Genomic DNA, 19146 nt, shown 5'->3' on the forward strand with positions numbered 1-19146 from the left:
TACGGTTGGTATAAGCGTAAAAGAAGAATAAACGCCCCTACTTTTTGATAATTAATTTATTGAATAAAACTCAAATAGCGATTTGAGTTTATACATTATGACCTACTTTACAAAGGTCTTAATATAATCCAAACTCGAAGTCCAAGAAAGATCCTTGTAGCGGCTGTTCGCTAATTCGGTATGTTGTGCCATGAACATGGAGTACATGTATTGACCTTGTTGAAAGTTTGCGTACAATTCGTTTTCACCTGCTGGGTTCTCTGCTCGTTGTCTTTTAATGTATACAGCAAAATCCTCGAGACTAGAAATTTTATGAATTTTAAAGTCTTTCCCATTTGCCTGCTTTACTTGTTCAAAAATCATATTTGGACTCACTTGAAAACTAGCAATTTGCAGATTTCTTGGTGCGGTATCATCTAGTGCAGCTTCGGCAGTAAATGCAGCAGTATCATCCATAGTAGTGAAATCTAATTTCCAGTTAGCTTTGTCTCCCCAATAGCCAATACTTTTTTCCTTCATATTTAAAATGGGCGTATTGTACATCAAAATATCGGCAAAGCAGCCATTAAAAATAGACGTTACTTTAATGGGTGTGACATCAATTTGCGTTTTGAACTCTCTACGTAAATCAAAATTTCTATTTTCTCCGGTTATTAGATTATTGTAATCTGTGCAAAAGTCAGAGGGAATAAATCTAGGCACACCAGCTTTTAGTGCGCCCTCTAAAATTTGTTTTTGCAAATCAATGATTACGCTATCCAAGCCTGCCACTGCAGATATCACGCATGTAACACCTTCGCAAGCATTAGCAATCGCATCACAATCGTTCATGTCAATTTGTAAAACGGTTACACCTGTTTTTTCAAGGGCTTCTATTTTTTCTGAATCCGTAGAATGACGTACAATCGCCTTCACATTTGCTCCTTTTTCAATTAATGCCTTGGAAATTCTTTTTCCCAAATTACCTGTTGCTCCAGCAACTAAAATTGTCTTTTTCATTTCGATTTATTTTTTTTAGCTAAAAAGGGCACTACTGCCTCAAGTACTTGTTCTGGTGCCTCTTCAAACAAATAATGACCGCTTTCCAATATCCCAACGACTTTAACATCTGTTGCGACATGCGGTAAGCCCATATTCATATAGTTGTAGCTGATATAGCTGCCTATTCCCAAAACGGGCATGGTAAGTTGCTGATAGTTTTTAGTGTCTTCAATGTCTTGATTGAATGTTTGATACCAAGCGTTGGACGCCCTGATACTCTCTGTGTCGTTGTATGCCTGAGCATAAACATCTCTTTCCAGTTTGGTCATTTTAGAGGCGTCTACCATCACATAGTTAAAAAGCCAATCTTGCAGATAATGAAAGCGACCTTCCAGCAGTTGCTCGGGCAGTCCCTTCACTTGATTGAAACCCATCCACCAGGCGTAGGGCATGTTGGCATCCATTTTTTCTTTAAATGTTCCAGGAGCTGGCATCAAAGGCATTTGCATCATCCCTTCACTTGGATGTGCACCATCTAGAATCACTAGTTTCTCCACGACTTCAGGATGATTAAAGGCTAAACTCATGGCCACCATACCACCAATGTCATGCCCCATGATGGAAACCTTCCCCAAATTTAACTGCACTATAAGGCCTAAAATGTCTTCGGCCATTGTTTTTTTATCATAACCCGCTTGCGGTTTTTCAGAACTCCCCATACCACGTATGTCAATTATGATTACTCGGTATTTTTTTGCCAATTGCTGGGCAACGGGTTGGTATGAATACCAGGTTTGTGGCCATCCAGGTAAACAAATTAGAGGCGCACCACTTCCGCCTTCTACATAATGAAGTTGGACACCATTAGTCGTGATGTATTTGTTTTTAAAGCCCGGTAGATTCTTGATTAGCTCCGCGTCTGAAAACTTGTTTGTTTCTATATTTACGCTCATATCATTTTTTTAAAATTTAGTATGACACAAAAGTAAAGCGGATATGTATTGGTGAATCTACCAATTGGTAGTAAATGATGTTACTTGATATTTTTTCTAATTCTACTCAAGGCATTTGGGGTAATGCCCAAAACTGCTGCCAAGGTTTTAACGGGTATTTTTTGTGATAATTCAGAATTGCGTATCAATTGCATATAGCGTTCTTCAGCCGATAAGGTTTGAAAATTTAAAATTTGGTCAATCATCCTCACAGATGTTCCCTCCCAGATTTTTCTTCCAAACTCTTGCCATACAGGGATATGTCCATACAAAAAATCCATGTCAGATTTATCAATTACCAATAGCTTGGTATCTTCTATCGCTTCAATGTTAAATCTTGACGGTATTTGAGGATTCAGGCTTGATATTTCTGAAAAGAATTCATTTTTGAAAACAACCCAAGTTGTGTTTTCTTTATCGGAGGTCTCATAAAAAAAGCGCAGTCCGCCTGAAATTATGAAATAGTATTGATTTGCAATTTGACCTTTTTTTAGAACTGTTTTTCCTTTTGAAACAGACCGCTCTCTGAACTTTGACAACACTAGGTTTAAATCAATTTCATCAATCCCAACAAACGTTCTTATAAATGCTATAAACTCTTCCAATAGTAAGTTTTTATTTTTTTATGAACTTCATTGTATCGCCTTTCTCAAGCTTTAAGACATATAAACCATTCTCTAGTGTATTAATAAATAGCTTTTCAGTGTTGGAGATACTGCCGCTCATCACTCTCTCGCCTAGTATATTATAAATCTCGTAATTCTCTGTTTGAGTTAGTCCTGTAATTTGAATAACACTCTTTGAGGGATTTGGATATAAATGTATTGAACTCATTAATTGTGGATTGCCGGTGGAAAGTGTTGTTACGTCTAGCTTAAGGATTTTACCTCCTCCTGAAGTACTCATGTACAAATCGCTTCCATTTATTGTTAATCCTTGAGGACCATTCAAATCTGTTACAACATCTGTAGGAATTGGTGTGGTTGCTGTAATGTCAATCTTAGATATTTGATTTGCACCAAACTCAGCGATATATAGATCATTTCCGATAAATGCTATTCCACGTGGTGCAACCAAACCAGTAACCACATCTGTGGCTGTTGGCGTAGTGTCCGTAATATCAATTTTAGAAATTTTACCGCCATAAACTTCAGTAATATAGAGGTGGTTTCCTATTAGTAGTATTCCGGTAGGCCCATTTAGACCTGTTACTACATCTACAACAGTTGGCGTTGTTGCCGTAATATCAATTTTGGAAACTTTACCCGCAAGCGATTGAGCAAAATAGAGGTCGTTTCCATTAAAAAGTATTCCGGTAGGACCATTCAATCCCGACAAAACAGTCGTGGCAGTTGGCGTAGCGGCCGTAATATCTACTTTAGAAATCTTATTTCCACCGTATTCTGTAAAATAGAATTCATTACCAGATTGCGCTATTGACTCCGGTGTAATTACATCCGTAACAACACTCGTAGGAGTTGGTATTGTTTCGTTAAGGTCAATTTTAGAAATTTTAAACAACTCACAAAAGTATAATTCATTGCCAACGATTACCATTCCTCTTGGACCTGACAATCCCGTAACAATTTCTACTGTTTGTGCATTGAGATTAAATAAACAATAAAATAGAACTATTATAACACTGTAAATTTGTTTCATGTTCTTTCTGGTTAACTAACTTGTTATACTTCCTCAAATATAAACGTTTAGGCCATAATTTTATGATCTGAAACACCATTCATTTATTAACAAATCGACGCATAAGACTGTGTGAGGCCATAATAAGCTCTTTGTACTAAGACTACCAAGATATTACCTACATGCGCCATGACGTTGATACGGGTTACCTATGGATTACCTACGGGTGAACCCTATATTAGCCATTAAGTGTATGGGCATGATCAATGCTTTATAGCAGAGGGCTGTTGCTTTTTAATAAGAACCCTAGCAAGTTGTCCCTTTTACAGTGGCATTAGTTAAGTATAGCTCTATGTGATTAATCATCTTGCTTATGTTTATGCAATTTTTAGATGCTGAGTTTTTATGTCTATTTTAAAAATTTATAAGATTAGATTTGTTGCGTTAAGTTATTGAATTCTGGATTGCGTTTTTACATTAATAATAACGTGCTTGTATAAGATTAGTTGCATGGCTTAAGCAACTAATTTAGCAAATACAAACCGAGTCATAAATTCCTTAGGAATTTATAAAGTAAGTGAGAATAAGCAATTACTTATAGCTATTGTTAGCCGCCTTATTTTTAATTTTTAACATCCAATACGTCTGGCCAAATGTTAGGCAATTCTCCACTAAATCCCATTTCCGAAAGTTCATTTATTAGCTTCATCTCCTCGTCTGATAATTTAAAGTCAAAAATGTTGATATTGTCTTCAATTCTTTCTAGTGTATTTGATTTAGGGATTATGATGGTTTCGTGTTGAATAATCCATCGCAAACAAATTTGAGCTATTGATTTATTATGTTTTCTAGCTATAGATTGTAATACTTCATTTCCAAAGACTTTTCCTCTTGCCAAAGGTGACCAAGATTCAACCGTAATGTCATGCTTTTTACAAAATTCAGTCAATTTTGGTTGCCAATAACCAGGGTGAAATTCAATTTGATTGACTGCAGGAATTACGTTTGCGGTTTGAAAAAGTACCTCTAAATGTTCTTGCCAAAAATTGCTTACGCCAATGGATTTTATTTTTCCGTCAGCTTGTAATTCCTCCATAGCACGCCAACTGTCTGAATTTGCTTTTTGCCAATTTGTATAATTTTTTGCGTTGGCAGGCCAATGAATTAAATACAGGTCAATATAATTCAAGCCAAGTTTTTTGAGTGATTTGTCGAAAGCTTTTTTAGCTTCTTTATAACCTAAATTTTCACGCCATAATTTTGTGGTTACGAAAATTTCTTTTCTATTGATTCCACTTTCATTTATTGCTTTCCCAACTTCTTTTTCATTATCATATTTGGCGGCTGTATCAACCATTCTATATCCTATTTTCAAAGCATTTTTTATAGATTTAATACCGTCTTGCTCTGTAGATTTATAGGTTCCAAAACCTATGATTGGTATTTTATTTCCGTCATTTAATACTATTTCTTTCATTCTGTTTCTGGCTGTTTGTTTTTTATGGCTGAGTTCTTATGTATGAAACGTAGCGTATAAATTTATAATAATTTTCAGATTAGCAATTAGCCAAATCTTTGATTTGGCGGACTTCTTAAATACTCAGCGACCTTCGAAAAAGTCTAAACCAGCTATGTTTTATACAGATTGATGTGACCAGTACTATTCTATATCTAAAATTTGATCGATAACTTTTTTCATTCCTTCTGGTTTGTGATTTTCATTCTTCATTTTAGAAATTATAAGATTTCGAAATTGCTCATAGCGAATAATATTTATTTTATTGGTAAAGCACTTTAAAATGTTTCTACCATTAAAAATAGATTTCCAAGTATTATCTTTTAAAGCCGTACTGAATTTATTGGCAATTATTTTTTCTTTTTTATATAATTCTTTTTGGCTCAAAGAATTTTTCTTTTTTAGTTCAATTTCAGAAATCGTTTTTTCGACTGCTTTAAAATATTCTTCATTAAGAGAATTGCTACTATCTATTTTAGTTGTTACAGAATAATTCAATTCAGAAGTTACGAATTGATTTAATTCGTGCTGAATGTGGAATTTTAAATTCTCTTTAGCGCATTGCTTTAAGGATTCTAATATATTCTCTTCATTATCGAACTCTACATTTTTAACACCTAAATCCACTAACACTTTATGAATATATTTTTCATCTAATAGGTAGTTTTCTATATGGTAGGAATCCCATGAAAATTCAAGAGTTTCAAGATCTTCTATTATTTTACTTGAATCTTTGTCTACAATAGAAATAAATGTTTTTGAAATAATTCCTTCATCTGCTGCTATTTTTAGAACATGTTGGAGATTAGATACATTTGTTTTACTACCAGCTGATATGGAATTAGTATTGCTTTCGAATTCTGGAAATAACATGCTAGTCATGGTTTTGTCAAAGTCAGAATCCTCTCCCTCAAAAATGACAATTTTATTTCCTTTGTCATATGAAGAGAACTCTCCAATCAAATCTATTAATGCTGCTTCTGCATCATTTTCCAATGAAATTTTTCTTACTTGGTTATTTCCATCATTTAAAGATTCAGACATGTGATAAATGCTGTAATCAGTATTACCCGCAACTTGCTTAAGAATTGCATCTGAATGTGTAACTAACCAAATTTGGTTACCTAATTCTTTACCAATAGTTTCAAAATAAAATTCAGGAAGTTTTTTTGCCAGTTTAGGGTTTAAATGTAATTCTGGTTCATCGATAAGAATTACAGAATTTTTTGGAGCTTGATTTCTCAATCTCAAATATCCAAATAAGACTTCTTTTTCTCCCGAACTTAAATCGGAAATATCATGTTTTTCACCTGTCTTTATTTCAACTGGAAACTCCAGTGATCCATTAGCATTGGGGACCATTCCGTTAAAACTTTTACCAGGAAAAAAATTCGAAAATAAGGAACTCAAAGAATTATTAAGATCAGATATCGCATGATCAGTAGCACCACTCTCTTTAGCAATTAGAGCTTTTACATAACTGGAAGCCATCTCAGTTTTTACATTATTATATTTGTTAGTATAATTATATAACGCATGGTTTTGATAATTTTCATTTGAATTACCAAAATTTAAATTTAAGTTCTGTAAATTTTCTTTTTGGTAACTGCGGTGTGCACCATGATAGTCAATAATTCCAAGTTCATCAGGACTAAAAGTGTGGAATATAAGCTCCAAAATTATGTTTGGCAAAACCTCTTGAGTATTATCGGAAAAAATTAACACTTCTCCTTTAAATTCATTTTGTTGGATTAATTTTTCAAATTCAGCCATGTATCTATTGGTCTCTATTTTTACTTTTTGACCATACATTCTTTGATTAGAAGCAGCAGAATTTAAAGGATCATCACTAGTTGGGTCATAGTTAGGGTTTTTAGTATATGATCTCCAGAGCAGTCTTTGTAATAAAATTTCACCATTTTTCTTTAAAAATTCTATCTCTTTATCTGCTAGAGTAATTGTAGCACTTATTTTTATTGGAAGTTCTTTATTTCTAAAAAGTTTGTCTGCGTTAAATTGGTTTCCGATACGAACTTGAAATTCATTGTAAAAGTTGTTGATTTCATCTTGATTGTAACTTCCATAATTAGATTTGAATAATCTTATACAATCAAAAATGCAAGATTTCCCCACTCCATTTTGTCCGGCAATTAAAACTAAATCTCCAAGAGATTCAATCTTGACTAATTCAATTGCCTTAAAATTGTCAATTTGAAGTTCATTAAATTTCATTAATTTTCGAATTTTTGATTAGTATTGGCTACAACGTTATTGTGTATGGTTAGTTGCGTTGTTAAGCAACTAATTTAGCAAATAAAACACAGATAGAATATTCCGCAGGAATCTTCCAAATAAACACTATTAATAGCAACTAATTATATATGGTGTTAGCAACTGTTTTTTTGTACAGCTTGTGTCAAAGCCTAAAAGCAATACCTAAATTTATACTAATTGTATTTTCAAATAAACGTTTTTGGTTACTTTCTATGGATAGATTTTCTTGTCCATTTTCAAGAAATATTTTTCTTCGAAACTTTTCAGATTCGCCCTTTTCACGAAATACTAGTCCATTTTTTTGATTCAAATGTAGATTATACGACTTAGAAATTAAAAAGCTTACATGTTTGCTACTTTCTACGGACAAAACTAGACCTGGTTTTACCCGAAACCCTCTTTGAGAAAGAAATACATTTACCTTTTCGCTCTTGATTTCATTTCCATCAATTTCTATATCGTCTTCAAGATTAAACTGTTGAAGATAATAATCTAGCTCTTGGTATCCAAAATGAAGTCTTGGTGATATGTTTATAGGTCTTCCATTAGTATTTAAATTAAACTTACCTGCAATAACCACATCATGACTGTTAATTCCCGTTCTAGAAATTTTACTCTCGTTAGCATACCCAATCATAAAATGAGGTTTGACGGCGTAAAAAATGGATATGGCAAAACTAACTGACCCTCTCTTATTTGCCCTGTTATTTTGTTGGATATCAATGACTGAATTATTATAATCTATGGTATTGGATGCCATGTCTAATACAGTCCAAGTCAGCCCAGTTTAAAATGATATTCGTTTAACAAAATCAGGAATATTACCAGACTGTTTTTTGTCGTTCTCTACTTTTGTGTAATCAATAGATTTAAATAAAGACTCTGAAATTTCATTAGGTGAAATGATGGTATAATTATTCCAGAAGTCTGCATTGTATTCTTTTGTGTCGTCCAACAGAATTTCAGAGAACTGAAACCTTTCTAGGTATGGTATTTTTGTATCGTCTGGTTTAATATCTGTTGTCACATACTCGCTGGTTAAGTTAAGAATCTTACCTTGTTTTTTGAAGGCTGTTTTGTAATAAGAATTCATAAACCGCCATTGTTTATCTTCACCTTGCTCGTAAGTTACTGTAAAATTAAAAAATTCTCGATCACCTAAATTACCAAAATCAGAGTTTAGTTTAATTTCTGCTTTTACTATCGCAAATGTTTCTTCTTGGATATATACGTATGCAGAATTTTCGTTCTTTTTTTCAACAAAAACTTTATAAATATCTTTTCCGTTCTGTCTTAATGTATCGATTATTCTATACTTATACGCTTCTGGATTTGACAGAAAAGCTTCTCTTCTTGCTACGATGTCAAACCTATGTATGTGATGGCTCCCAGCATAAATTCTAAAATCTAGAGAATCTAGCGCTTCACTTTGATATTTACGTAATTCCATTAGTTTTACATCTCCAGACCTGTTTCTTTTAGTATAATCCTCTTTAATGGCATCTATTACAGCTTCGTTTATATAGATTGGTTTTTTTTTCATTTTCCCAAGTAGTGGTTTCTCTGAAAAAACCTGTGTGTCGCTCGTCGGATGTTGGGTAGTTGTTTGGAATTGCATTTATGGCCTTTTCTATAAGTTCTTTTGCGTAATCTTTTGAAACAATGACAACTTCATTTAACTGAGTAACATCTTCAGTCAAGGTTATCGTTTGATATTCATCACTTAAAGTTATTTTTTCTGTTTTATACCCTAATGAAGAAATAATTAGACGGTTATTCTTATTCTCAATATTCACGACTAATTTAAACAGACCAATATCGTTTGAAATCGTTCCTATATTGGTGTTTTCTAAACGAATATGGGCAAATGATATTGGTTCGTTGTTTGGGTCAACAATTTTTCCAGAAATAATGGATTGCGCTAAAATACATTGAAATGAAAAGAGAAATAATAAGGTCGATGAAATCAGCTTATTTAAAATTTCTAACGTGCTAAATTCTGATAATAATATCTTTCTCATTGAGTTTTGTTTTGCTTTTACAGCTCAAAATATAAGATGTTTAGAAATCAAGAATTATTCCATTGTCTCAAATTGTTGCTAACTTCTCGTACTCGTATATGAAAAGTAGCACTTAAAATAATCGATAATTTTCGGATTATACACGAGCGGAATTTTCAAATTTTTCTTATTATCTCTCCTTTGTCAACAAGCCAAATTTAAAAATTTGGCGACCTTGCAAATATGCTATTAACATTGGTTTAAGCACTCATTACCTATTATTTTTATACGTTGTTACCTAGAGTTTATTCAGCTCTTTCGTATTTAGTTTCAATCAGTCGTGAGTCAGCACCGAATACTGGAAAAGCAACCAATAATGCAATTCCACCACTTTCCCTTAAAACTACCAACTCTTTTTCTTTATTCATTGCTAGTTTGACCGAACTATCGCCTAAAGACCATAAAATTTTAAATTTAAAATCTGTTTTCAATTGTCTTTTAAGCTGGAAGTAATTATCAACAATTTTACCTTCGAGAATTCGAGTATCAATAATTTTGTCACCTCGAATTAATTCTGCTTTCTAGTTAAAATTATCGGTAACCTTTAATTTAATAATCAAATCTACCCAATCTTCAAGTTTTTCCGACTTATAATCTATAGTTGACCAAAGTGAATAAATTTCCGCTTCACATTTCTCACATTTGTTCTGAAATGTTCCGTCACATAATGTTAACTCATTACTTTTAATTTGAGCTACGTCTTAATTTGATTATGCTTTTTTAACCGAAGTACATCCAGTTAGAGTTATAATTTAAATTATAAATATGTAATGTAGTTTTTTCAAATTGTTACTAAAAGGTTAGTATATGAAAAGTAGGCGATTTCGAAACACTAAGCTTTCGGTTAAGCACAAACTTTGATACGAAAGCTGAACATTGAATTCAACACAAACTCGACTATTTTTTATTTACATTGTGAGCAACCGCCTTTATTTGTTTAGCTGTAGGAATAAAACCTTACTTGCCTTACTCCATTTCGTCAATAATCTTTTGTAAGGCTTTTTTATAGTAATCAAGATTTGGGTCATTGTTTTTGATTGCTACATCTACAGCTTTTTGATAACTCAATAAAGAAGCATTCAAATCTCCGTTTATTTTCAAAGCTTCTCCATAGCTACCAAATACATATTTGGGGAGTTGGGAAAAAGTATTGTATTTGATTCTAGAAGACATAAAGCAATTTTCGGCTTATTAAAATCCATTAAATATTGGTAACCTAAGTTATTGATATCCCATTCACCGAAAAGACTTGCTTTCACCAATTTTGTTATACTGCTTCTTATATTAGTCCCTGATGTTCCTTTCTCGTATTGATCAAGATGCGTGTTTAGTTCTTTATGTAACCTGATATAGTTTTCTAGTTTATTTTTTCTTCGATCTTCTGCTGCCTTTTTAACTAGTGCATTGACTTTTTCAAATGTTTCTTCTTTTGTTGTCTTGATTTCTGGTACAACACCTTTATTTTCCCAGCTTGTATTCGTAATTGGGTTAATAGCCCGACCTGTAGGTATAAAAACACCAAGATCTTTATTAATCATTCTTGTTCCTCCTGGATTCGCAGCACCCGCAGATGTTTGTCCAATTAAAATTGCTCTTTTCTGAGTTTGCATATTATATGAGAATTCTTCTGCACCAGAGAATGTTTCTTCACCTATGACAATAAATAAAGGCACATCAGCCATTTTTCTCCCACCAACTTCCTCTAAAGTCCAATATTCTTCTGTTCTATCTCCTTCTCTGTAATACAGACTATTTAAATGTAACTTTTGATCAAAGAAATAGCTGCATAGATATTGAACCATATGAGGGCTGCCACCGCCATTTTTACTTAAATCAATAATAACCGCATCTGCTTGGGACAATAATTTCATATAGGCATCTGCAATTTCTTTAGCTCTGTCCATCTCTGCAAATCCTCTAATATCCAAATATGCTACATTCCCTTCCAATAATTTCAATTCTCGAAAACCATGATTATAGGTTCGGTAATTATTGATCTGATCCATCCGCATTTCTGCCTTTCTTTCTAGAGAGTTTCCTCGAACTTCAAAAGGTTTGTTTGCCATTATGCGCATATGTTTATCCTTGTTGACACTTTGGACTTCGTTTGTGAGCGCTTTTGCAAATGATTGATTGTCTTTATATTGATTAAAAAACCCTGCTTCAACTTGAGTATTTAGATGAATACTAGTTTTTTTGGCCACATCAGGATAGATATAAAAATCGTTTATCAAAATCGATAGTTTTTCAATCACTTCTTTTTTATACTCATTGGTCAAAATCATTTCTTGACCAATTAAAGTTTGAGTTAACATTACAAACAAGATTATTAAAGAGTACTTACTATATATATTTTTCATAAAAAGGCTAAATTTTGATACAAAATTATTGAATTCTGGGAGTTTTTTTACCATTGCAGCCAACGGTTAGTGTATGAAAAGTTTCGTGTTTGCTAGCTTTGGTTTCGTATAAAACTAGCAATTTCTTATATAATGTGTTGTGTGTAGTTTTTTATTTGCGCTTATATTCATATGTCACATTATAACTATATCCCGCTCCGATGATTAATAATATTGCTCCTTCATTACTAAAAGCTTCATTGATAAGTAAATTCCCGTTTTTAGTCAGTCCTATTCTTCTTTTATTATTTCTGCAACCTCCAAAGAGATGTGGAATTCCGTTACAGTCAAGATATTTATTATCAAGATAAAACATTCCGTTTCTGTACTTACCTATGAACATTGTATCTTTAATTACTGTTGAGTTTTCAAGTACTTTCAATCTTAACTTCTTTGAGTTTTCCAGATTTAAACTTACTTGATATTCATTTTCCTTTTTCCGTAAAGAATCAAACTCTTTTCTTTTTTCATAGTTTTCATTGACTAAAAAATCGTAGGCGTTATTTCGAACTAAAGAATCTGGAATCTTATCATTTGGGTCTTCTTTTCCCAAACTATAATATCTCCTTATTGGATGAAATGAATAGTTTCCTTCCAATTTATTTAAATTTATGTCTTCAAGATTTTCAATTTCCTTTCGAAATCTTTTTTTAGTAAAGGACGCACAACAATTAAGAGTTATGCATAAAATTGCAATAATTAGAATATTTATCTTTCTGTTTGTCATTTCTCAAATTCTGAGTAACGTTTTCATTTTATCCTGTTTTTACTGACTTTCAGGCAGGTTGTATCTTACTCATTCTATTGTCTAAATTAGCAATTTGTTTTTGAAGTTCTAACACTTTTCTCTTTCTTTTCTGGTCGAGGTATTCATATATAATTGGTGGACAGTACTGTTGCTTTTTGTAAAGCATATTCCAAAGGATGGTGGCCAGTTTTCTTGCGGTAGCGGATACTGCCACTGCACGACCTTTTCTATATGCGATCCTGTTAAAGAAATTTGAGAGGTGCGTGTCCTTTAAATTTCCAATTGCATTTGCGGCTTGTCTGAGAGCGATCTTGAGCCTATTGCTGCCTTTTGGAGTCCTGCTGCTGAGAATACGTCCGCCCGATATCTTATTGTTTGGCGCGAGTCTTAACCAAGAAGCAAAGTGTTGTGCATTTTGGAACTCCAATATTCCCTTTTCACCAAGCTCACTCATCAATGTGAGCACTGTACCGTGACTAAAACCTTCTATGGCATATAGGTCGAGTCCATCAAAGTATTGATAGGAGATTAGGTTCAGGTCTATGTTCTTGGGTGTGTTCTTGTTGATTCTCTTGTGCACTTTCTTATCGATGAACAATGCTTTTTTTACATTGTCCCGGTCTATGAATTCGTCCAGAAGCTTTTTGATCTCATCATCACATTCCATGATCAGTTGTTGGGCATCTTGATATTTTCGCAGTTCCTGTTTCAGGACGAACAGATAATCCTGTCTATTGTTGCTCTGCAGTGCCTTGGCAATTTCTTCTTCTGACTTTTTACAGTTCCCATGTCTTAATTTGGCAAGCTCTTCTCCGCTGGTCTCCCCATTGCAGATCTCATTTATGATACGCAATCCGGTCAGTCCCACAATGTCCTTTACCACCACATCCAATCTGAAGTTCATCAGTCTCATGTTCTGGGACATCCTGTTCGAAGCTTGGGAAGTGGTCTCGATCAGATTGCCCCTATGGCGCACCAAGGTCCTTAAATATTCAGTTTGCAGGTCTGGCAGGAAACTTCCGCTCAAAAGTCCCAGTGAATGTAGCTTCTGGATCCACATGCAATCCAATACGTCTGTTTTTTTGCCTTTGATGTTCTTGGTGAATTTCCCATTGATCAGGATCACTTCAATGGTTGAGTCCTGTAGTTCGGCATATAGATTTTGCCAATATGAGCCCGTAGATTCCATGGCCACTGTTCTAACATCATTGTCGAGTAGCCATTTCAGCAGTTCTTTGGTGTCCTGGGCATAAACACCGAATTCTCTCACGTCCGATTGCTCTTGGTTGATTGCCACAAAATGTGAGCGACCTCCGATATCAATTCCAGCCGCATTGGGATTGATGATATCCATTTCTAATTTTCTTTCTGACATTTTATTTGATTTAGATTAATAAAAATGCTCAAAGAGAATGTATATTGCAATCAAGAAAATATTCTGAACGAGATATCCCCAAGGGATTCATCAGTGTGATTATCACAAGCCTTTGATACTGGATATATCAAAGGCTTTTTACATTCCAACCAGAATTACGCACGAGCTTAAGGGCATCAATTTAAAATCGGTCTTGCAATGAGCACTAACCAAGGTACAAAAACGTTACCTTAAAGTGATTATTTTTTTGGGAGAAGAGGGGAATTACACACAACGTAATTGTGTATAGTTAGTTGCGTTGGTAAGCAACTAAATTAGTAAACAAAAACGAACGCGGGAAAATTCCGAAGGAATTTTCCAAATAAGCAACGACCAAAGCAATTAATTATACACGGCAATAGTTTTTAGTTCGTTTTTTAAACTAATTATTCTCTTTTGTTACCTGCTTTTAAAACCGTTTCGTAAATCGTATCAGAATTTCTAATTAATCTTTCTAATTCTTGATTAAAAAAATCATCTAAATTTTGATTCCATTTACATTCTTTATTATGTAGCCATTCAAAACTTTTTGCGAGCGTATTTATATATTGTTTTTTTTCATCCGAATCTGAAATGAAAATTGATGGATAGAGTTGATACATTAACATCCAGTTTTTCGCCATTCTGATTGTTCTTCCATTTCCATCTGAAAATGGATGGATTCTTATCATTTCATGATGGAAATAAATAGCTCTAATTATTGGATCTTTGATTTCTGAAATTCGGTAAAACAATTCTTTTACCAATCCAGGTACCATTTCGGGCAAAGGGCACAAATATTTTCCAATCTGCACTATCTGATGTCTATACCTATTTGGGTGCGAAGAATGGGAATCAGGAGATATAAGTCTAAATAGTTGAAACAACTGTATTTCTGATGTAAAATCAACACTGTTCTTTACCTCATGAGAAATAAATTCGGAAGTTTTTCTCAGGAGCTTAGTATATTTAATTGCTTCTTCTTCATTTTGAGCTTCCATTTGAGCATTTTTGATACTCAGTAACTCTCTAAAATTTGAAGTTTGGTCAATATATGCATTCAGGAGATCATCCGCTAAATGACTTCTGCTGAAAGTAATAAGCCTGAAAGTCGATTCCATAGTGGACCTAATCTTATAAAGTTTTATAGGATCGAATTTTATCTCATTTATAGGAAGTAATTGCATTTTTTTCAAATTATTGCCAACTCGCTATATCCACTCAAATATAAACATTTACACAATAAATTTAAGGAGTAAACCAACATTCAATCATCAAAAACTAACACCTACTCCCCTATCTCACACAACTATTTTAATCACTCACTATAAAGCTTACTTGCTGCAAAAATCTTTAATGGGCCTGTAATTAACTCTTGAAACAAGCATTTGAATTTCTAAATTAGATTTGATCTCCAATGCAACCTATCAAAGTATTTTAGTGAGACGTTAATGCCTTTTTTACTTGTTTTATTAACACGCTACTTCTTTGGTTGAGCATTTTATTAAATTGGTGCAAAGCGGAGGACTCGAGCCCCTAAACCCTCTATCCTAAAACGTTTAATTTTCATCAGTTACTAATATGAATATTCCTGAAATAGGTTGACTCAAAATCAGATCATTAATTATAGTCACACCTGAAAACACAAAATGAACACTGGCAAAAAAACTATCCAAATAGAATTTAATTCTCTTTGTAAAACCAATCAAAAAATAATATAATTTTGCTTAAAATATTAATAGCGCATCGCGCTCAAAATGAACAAATACATTGTTGTAAATCAGCCTGAAAACTGGAACTTTTCAACTGATAGTGTTACAGTAATATCTTCACAAGATTACCTTACAAATCCGAAGTATTCCCTTTTAAAAAGCGCAAGAATTTTTAATCTGTGTAAAGATTACTCGTACCAATCTAAAGGCTATTACGTTTCCCTTTTGGCAGAAGCGAGAGGCCATTCACCAATTCCTACCACAAAAAATATTGTGGATATCAAAGCATTAAAACTTGTTAGAATTGTTTCTGATGAATTTGATGATGTCATTCAGCAAAACTTAAAAAATATCAAGTCTCAAGATTTTACTTTGAGCATTTACTTTGGGCAAAACGTAGCACAGAAATATAAAAACTTAAGTTCGTTGTTCTACAAACACTTTCAAGTTCCATTTTTACGTGTGAATTTTAATCATACGACAAAATGGAACATACAAAGCATAAAGGTCATATCGGAATCCGAAATTCCTGAAGAACACAAAACAAGTGTTTATGAATTTGCAAATCAGTATTTTTCTAAAAAACGTTACGATACAGCAAAGGTAGCCAACTACGATTTCGATTTGGCTATTTTGGTAAATCCAAACGATCCTGCTCCACCAAGTAACCCCAAAGCGTTGAAGAAATTTGTGGAAATAGCTGAAAAAATGAATATCTACGCCGAAATTATTGAACCTAAAGATTTATCAAGACTTTCTTCTTTTGATGCGCTATTTTTAAGACAAAGTACAGAAGTCAATAATGAAGCATACACGTTTGCCAGAAAAGCACAACAAGAAGCTATTGCCATTATTGATTATCCTGATGCAATTTTAAAATGCTGTAATAAGGTGTACATGGCAGAAGCTTTAAATAATGCAAACATATGCACTCCAAAAACAATAATTGTGCATGCAAACAACCGAAATTCTGTGCTAGAGCAAACTGGTTTACCATGTGTACTTAAGGCTCCAGATTCTACATTTTCATTTGGCGTAAAAAAGGCGAAAACACAACAAGAATATGATGCTTTGGTTACTGAAATGCTAAAGGAATCTGATTTAATTATCGCTCAGGAGTTTTGCCCTTCGGATTACGATTGGCGCATTGGCATCATAGACAATAAACCGTTTTATGCTTGTAAGTATTACATGGCAAAAGGGCATTGGCAAATTTATAATTGGAATACAAAAAATAAGAAAGAACAAGATGGTGAAGCAGATTGTTTGCCAATTGAAGATGTGCCAGCAGATATTATTGATATGGCGCTGAAATCAGCAAAACTAATGGGATTAGGTCTTTACGGAATTGATATTAAAGTGGTTGACGATAAGTTAATGGTCATTGAAATTAACGATAACCCCAATATAGATTTTGGAGTTGAAGATGCGCATTATGGCGATTTGGTTTACACAGAAATTCTTACTGCATTTAAAAAAAGATTAGCTTAAAAATGAAGAAGAAATATCACTTATTTGAAGTTTTTGGAATAGAACTCGAATATATGCTAGTGAAGAATGACACTTTTAAAGTCGCTCCTATCGTTGATGAATTGCTTACAAAAAAAGCGGGGGAACTAACGGCCGACATTGATAATGGAGCTATTGCATGGAGCAACGAACTTGTTGCACATGTTGTAGAACTTAAAACCAATGGACCCGCAAACAGTCTTGATGATTTATCAAAAAAGTTTCATGCCAATGTTCTGGAAATTAATGGAATTTTAAAGGCACTGAATACACAATTACTAGGTACTGCATCACATCCATTAATGAATCCTAATACAGACACCCAACTTTGGAAACACAGCTATAGTGAAGTATATGCACTATACAATACTATTTTTAATTGCAAAGGTCATGGTTGGAGTAACGTACAAAGTACACACATTAATTTACCGTTTTATAACGATAAGGAATTTGAAGAACTGCATGCAGCCATAAGAATCATACTACCATTAATACCTGGATTATGTGCCAGTTCTCCCATACTAGAAGGTGAAGTTACAGGTTTTAAAGACACGCGCTTAGAGTTTTATAAAAACAACCAGAAGGAGATTCCAGAATTGACAGGTCTTGTAATTCCTGAACGTACCTTTTCAAAATTAGATTATCACGCAACAATTTTTGAGCCAATAAAACAGGCCATTACACCGTATGATAAAAATAAGATTTTAGACAAACACTTTTTAAATTCGAGAGGAGCCATTGCCCGTTTTGATCGCAATGCTATAGAGATTCGTCTCATGGATATTCAAGAATGTCCAAAAGCAGATATCGCCATCTGCGCCTTTGTTATAGAAGTCTTAAAGGCGATTATAAATAAGGATTTTTGTACGCTACAAGTTCAAAAAAATTGGACAAAGGAAGATTTATTTCTCATTTTGAATGATGCCATAAAATATGCTGAAAATTCCAAAATCGATAATTTTGAATATCTCAGATTATTTGGTTTAAAAGAAACTCAAACTCTAGGAGACCTATGGAAACATTTATACCAACATGTTAAACCGAATTTACATAGTTCTCACCACCATTCTATTGAATTAATTTTAGAAGACGGCACCTTGGCGACGCGGTTGTTAAAAGGTTTTGGAAAAGACACTTCAGAAAAACATATTACTTCTGTATATCGTCAGCTTCAAGATTGTTTAATGACCAATACTTTATATAAACCGTGAGACTTGTTTTAACCTGTGAGCATGGCGGAAATGATATTCCCGAGACATATAAAGAACGTTTTCCAAACGATGAAGTTTTAAAAACGCATCGAGGGTACGATCTTGGTGCTTTAGATGTATTTCAATATTTAAAGCCTCTGTCTGATGTTTCATTTTATAGCACTACCTCACGTTTATTCGTTGAACTTAATCGTTCATTACATCACCCCATGTTGTTTTCAGAATTCACTAAACATCTTTCTAAAATTGAAAAAGACAATATCATAAAAGACTATTATTTGCCATATAGATTTAGAGTAGAAGACAAAATTCGTGATTATATTAATCATAGAGGAGAAGTGCTTCACCTTTCCATACATAGTTTTACTCCGCAACTTAATGGTAAAACCCGTAACTGCGATATTGGCTTATTATATGATTCTCAACAGAAAGAAGAACAAGAGTTCTGTAAACATCTAAAAACACAACTTTTAAAGCACCACCCAAACTTAAACGTGCGATTTAATTACCCTTATTTAGGAAAAGCAGACGGTTTTACAACGTTTTTGAGAAAACAATTTTCTAAGAATTATATTGGAATTGAAATTGAGTTGAATCAGAAATTTGTTGCTAAGAATATTATAGAGATAGAAATAAAGGAAGATATATATAAGGCTATCAGTGGGCTAAAGTCAAATTATCACGTTTTTAAGCACTAATCCTTGTAAAATTAA

The 19146-nt window shown here is 33.4% G+C and carries 18 protein-coding genes; 3 read left to right on the plus strand and 15 right to left on the minus strand.

Going from position 1 to position 19146, the window contains the following annotated elements; all coding sequences use genetic code 11:
* Positions 1-102: 102 nt before the first annotated feature.
* The 15 genes from P176_RS0103620 to P176_RS0103690 all read right to left on the minus strand — a co-directional run bounded on the left by P176_RS0103620 (position 103) and on the right by P176_RS0103690 (position 15122).
* Positions 103-999: an NmrA family NAD(P)-binding protein gene (locus P176_RS0103620; protein ID WP_026753423.1), complete on the minus strand. Its 897-nt coding sequence runs from the start codon at positions 997-999 to the stop codon at positions 103-105.
* Positions 996-1934 carry an alpha/beta fold hydrolase gene (locus tag P176_RS0103625; protein WP_026753424.1) on the minus strand — a complete coding sequence of 313 codons (939 nt, stop codon included), beginning with the start codon at positions 1932-1934 and terminating at the stop codon, positions 996-998. Before P176_RS0103625 ends, P176_RS0103620 begins: the two co-directional genes overlap by 4 nt.
* An 80-nt stretch (positions 1935-2014) precedes the next feature.
* Positions 2015-2578: a Crp/Fnr family transcriptional regulator gene (locus P176_RS0103630; RefSeq protein ID WP_026753425.1), complete on the minus strand. Its 564-nt coding sequence runs from the start codon at positions 2576-2578 to the stop codon at positions 2015-2017.
* 10 nt (positions 2579-2588) lie between these two features.
* Positions 2589-3548, minus strand: coding sequence for a T9SS type A sorting domain-containing protein (locus P176_RS19935; protein WP_197022136.1), 960 nt, complete (start codon positions 3546-3548; stop codon positions 2589-2591).
* A gap of 685 nt (positions 3549-4233) precedes the next feature.
* Positions 4234-5088, minus strand: a complete 855-nt coding sequence (locus tag P176_RS0103640; RefSeq protein ID WP_026753426.1) for an aldo/keto reductase — start codon at positions 5086-5088, stop codon at positions 4234-4236.
* Positions 5089-5271: 183 nt separating this feature from the next.
* A complete protein-coding gene (locus P176_RS0103645) occupies positions 5272-7359 on the minus strand; it encodes an AAA family ATPase (protein WP_026753427.1) in 2088 nt (695 codons plus the stop codon).
* 184 nt (positions 7360-7543) lie between these two features.
* Positions 7544-8161 carry a hypothetical protein gene (locus tag P176_RS0103650; protein WP_026753428.1) on the minus strand — a complete coding sequence of 206 codons (618 nt, stop codon included), beginning with the start codon at positions 8159-8161 and terminating at the stop codon, positions 7544-7546.
* Positions 8162-8188: 27 nt separating this feature from the next.
* Entirely contained in the window at positions 8189-8944 is a 756-nt protein-coding gene (locus tag P176_RS0103655; RefSeq protein ID WP_026753429.1) for a hypothetical protein, read from the minus strand.
* Positions 8895-9422 (minus strand): carboxypeptidase-like regulatory domain-containing protein, encoded by a 528-nt coding sequence (locus P176_RS0103660; protein ID WP_026753430.1) that lies wholly within the window; start codon positions 9420-9422, stop codon positions 8895-8897. Before P176_RS0103660 ends, P176_RS0103655 begins: the two co-directional genes overlap by 50 nt.
* Positions 9423-9706: 284 nt before the next feature.
* Positions 9707-9892: a hypothetical protein gene (locus P176_RS0103665; protein WP_026753431.1), complete on the minus strand. Its 186-nt coding sequence runs from the start codon at positions 9890-9892 to the stop codon at positions 9707-9709.
* Between the two features lie 535 nt (positions 9893-10427).
* Positions 10428-10562, minus strand: coding sequence for a hypothetical protein (locus P176_RS20755; protein ID WP_255327182.1), 135 nt, complete (start codon positions 10560-10562; stop codon positions 10428-10430).
* Complete coding sequence (locus P176_RS0103675) at positions 10559-11875, minus strand: S41 family peptidase (protein WP_037348702.1); 1317 nt, start codon at positions 11873-11875, stop codon at positions 10559-10561. The genes P176_RS20755 and P176_RS0103675 overlap by 4 nt, the downstream gene beginning before the upstream one ends.
* Before the next feature lie 97 nt (positions 11876-11972).
* A complete protein-coding gene (locus P176_RS19940; protein ID WP_051605388.1) occupies positions 11973-12587 on the minus strand; it encodes a hypothetical protein in 615 nt (204 codons plus the stop codon).
* Between the two features lie 49 nt (positions 12588-12636).
* Positions 12637-13983, minus strand: coding sequence for an IS110 family transposase (locus P176_RS0103685; RefSeq protein ID WP_026753433.1), 1347 nt, complete (start codon positions 13981-13983; stop codon positions 12637-12639).
* Between the two features lie 425 nt (positions 13984-14408).
* Positions 14409-15122, minus strand: a complete 714-nt coding sequence (locus P176_RS0103690) for a Fic family protein (RefSeq protein ID WP_197022137.1) — start codon at positions 15120-15122, stop codon at positions 14409-14411.
* 636 nt (positions 15123-15758) lie between these two features.
* Between P176_RS0103690 and P176_RS0103695 the strand changes: the two genes are divergently transcribed.
* The 3 genes from P176_RS0103695 to P176_RS0103705 are packed head-to-tail and all read left to right on the plus strand — an operon-like array spanning position 15759 to position 19131.
* Positions 15759-17204 (plus strand): RimK family protein, encoded by a 1446-nt coding sequence (locus P176_RS0103695; RefSeq protein ID WP_026753435.1) that lies wholly within the window; start codon positions 15759-15761, stop codon positions 17202-17204.
* A 2-nt stretch (positions 17205-17206) separates the two neighbouring features.
* Positions 17207-18433, plus strand: a complete 1227-nt coding sequence (locus P176_RS0103700) for a glutamate-cysteine ligase family protein (RefSeq protein WP_026753436.1) — start codon at positions 17207-17209, stop codon at positions 18431-18433.
* Positions 18430-19131 (plus strand): N-formylglutamate amidohydrolase, encoded by a 702-nt coding sequence (locus P176_RS0103705; protein WP_026753437.1) that lies wholly within the window; start codon positions 18430-18432, stop codon positions 19129-19131. The genes P176_RS0103700 and P176_RS0103705 overlap by 4 nt, the downstream gene beginning before the upstream one ends.
* The last annotated feature ends 15 nt before the right edge of the window (positions 19132-19146 follow it).

This window comes from Sediminibacter sp. Hel_I_10, from assembly GCF_000688335.1.
In the GTDB taxonomy this organism is placed as follows: Bacteria; Bacteroidota; Bacteroidia; order Flavobacteriales; family Flavobacteriaceae; genus Psychroserpens.

Coding starts and splice junctions, on each gene's coding strand:
- P176_RS0103620 (WP_026753423.1), bottom strand. CDS start 999: ATGAAAAAGACAATTTTAGTTGCTGGAGCAACAGGTAATTTGGGAAAA.
- P176_RS0103625 (WP_026753424.1), bottom strand. CDS start 1,934: ATGAGCGTAAATATAGAAACAAACAAGTTTTCAGACGCGGAGCTAATC.
- P176_RS0103640 (WP_026753426.1), bottom strand. CDS start 5,088: ATGAAAGAAATAGTATTAAATGACGGAAATAAAATACCAATCATAGGT.
- P176_RS0103645 (WP_026753427.1), bottom strand. CDS start 7,359: ATGAAATTTAATGAACTTCAAATTGACAATTTTAAGGCAATTGAATTA.
- P176_RS0103650 (WP_026753428.1), bottom strand. CDS start 8,161: ATGGCATCCAATACCATAGATTATAATAATTCAGTCATTGATATCCAA.
- P176_RS0103655 (WP_026753429.1), bottom strand. CDS start 8,944: ATGAAAAAAAAACCAATCTATATAAACGAAGCTGTAATAGATGCCATT.
- P176_RS0103660 (WP_026753430.1), bottom strand. CDS start 9,422: ATGAGAAAGATATTATTATCAGAATTTAGCACGTTAGAAATTTTAAAT.
- P176_RS0103675 (WP_037348702.1), bottom strand. CDS start 11,875: ATGGTAAAAAAACTCCCAGAATTCAATAATTTTGTATCAAAATTTAGC.
- P176_RS19940 (WP_051605388.1), bottom strand. CDS start 12,587: ATGACAAACAGAAAGATAAATATTCTAATTATTGCAATTTTATGCATA.
- P176_RS0103685 (WP_026753433.1), bottom strand. CDS start 13,983: ATGTCAGAAAGAAAATTAGAAATGGATATCATCAATCCCAATGCGGCT.
- P176_RS0103690 (WP_197022137.1), bottom strand. CDS start 15,122: ATGGAATCGACTTTCAGGCTTATTACTTTCAGCAGAAGTCATTTAGCG.
- P176_RS0103695 (WP_026753435.1), top strand. CDS start 15,759: ATGAACAAATACATTGTTGTAAATCAGCCTGAAAACTGGAACTTTTCA.
- P176_RS0103700 (WP_026753436.1), top strand. CDS start 17,207: ATGAAGAAGAAATATCACTTATTTGAAGTTTTTGGAATAGAACTCGAA.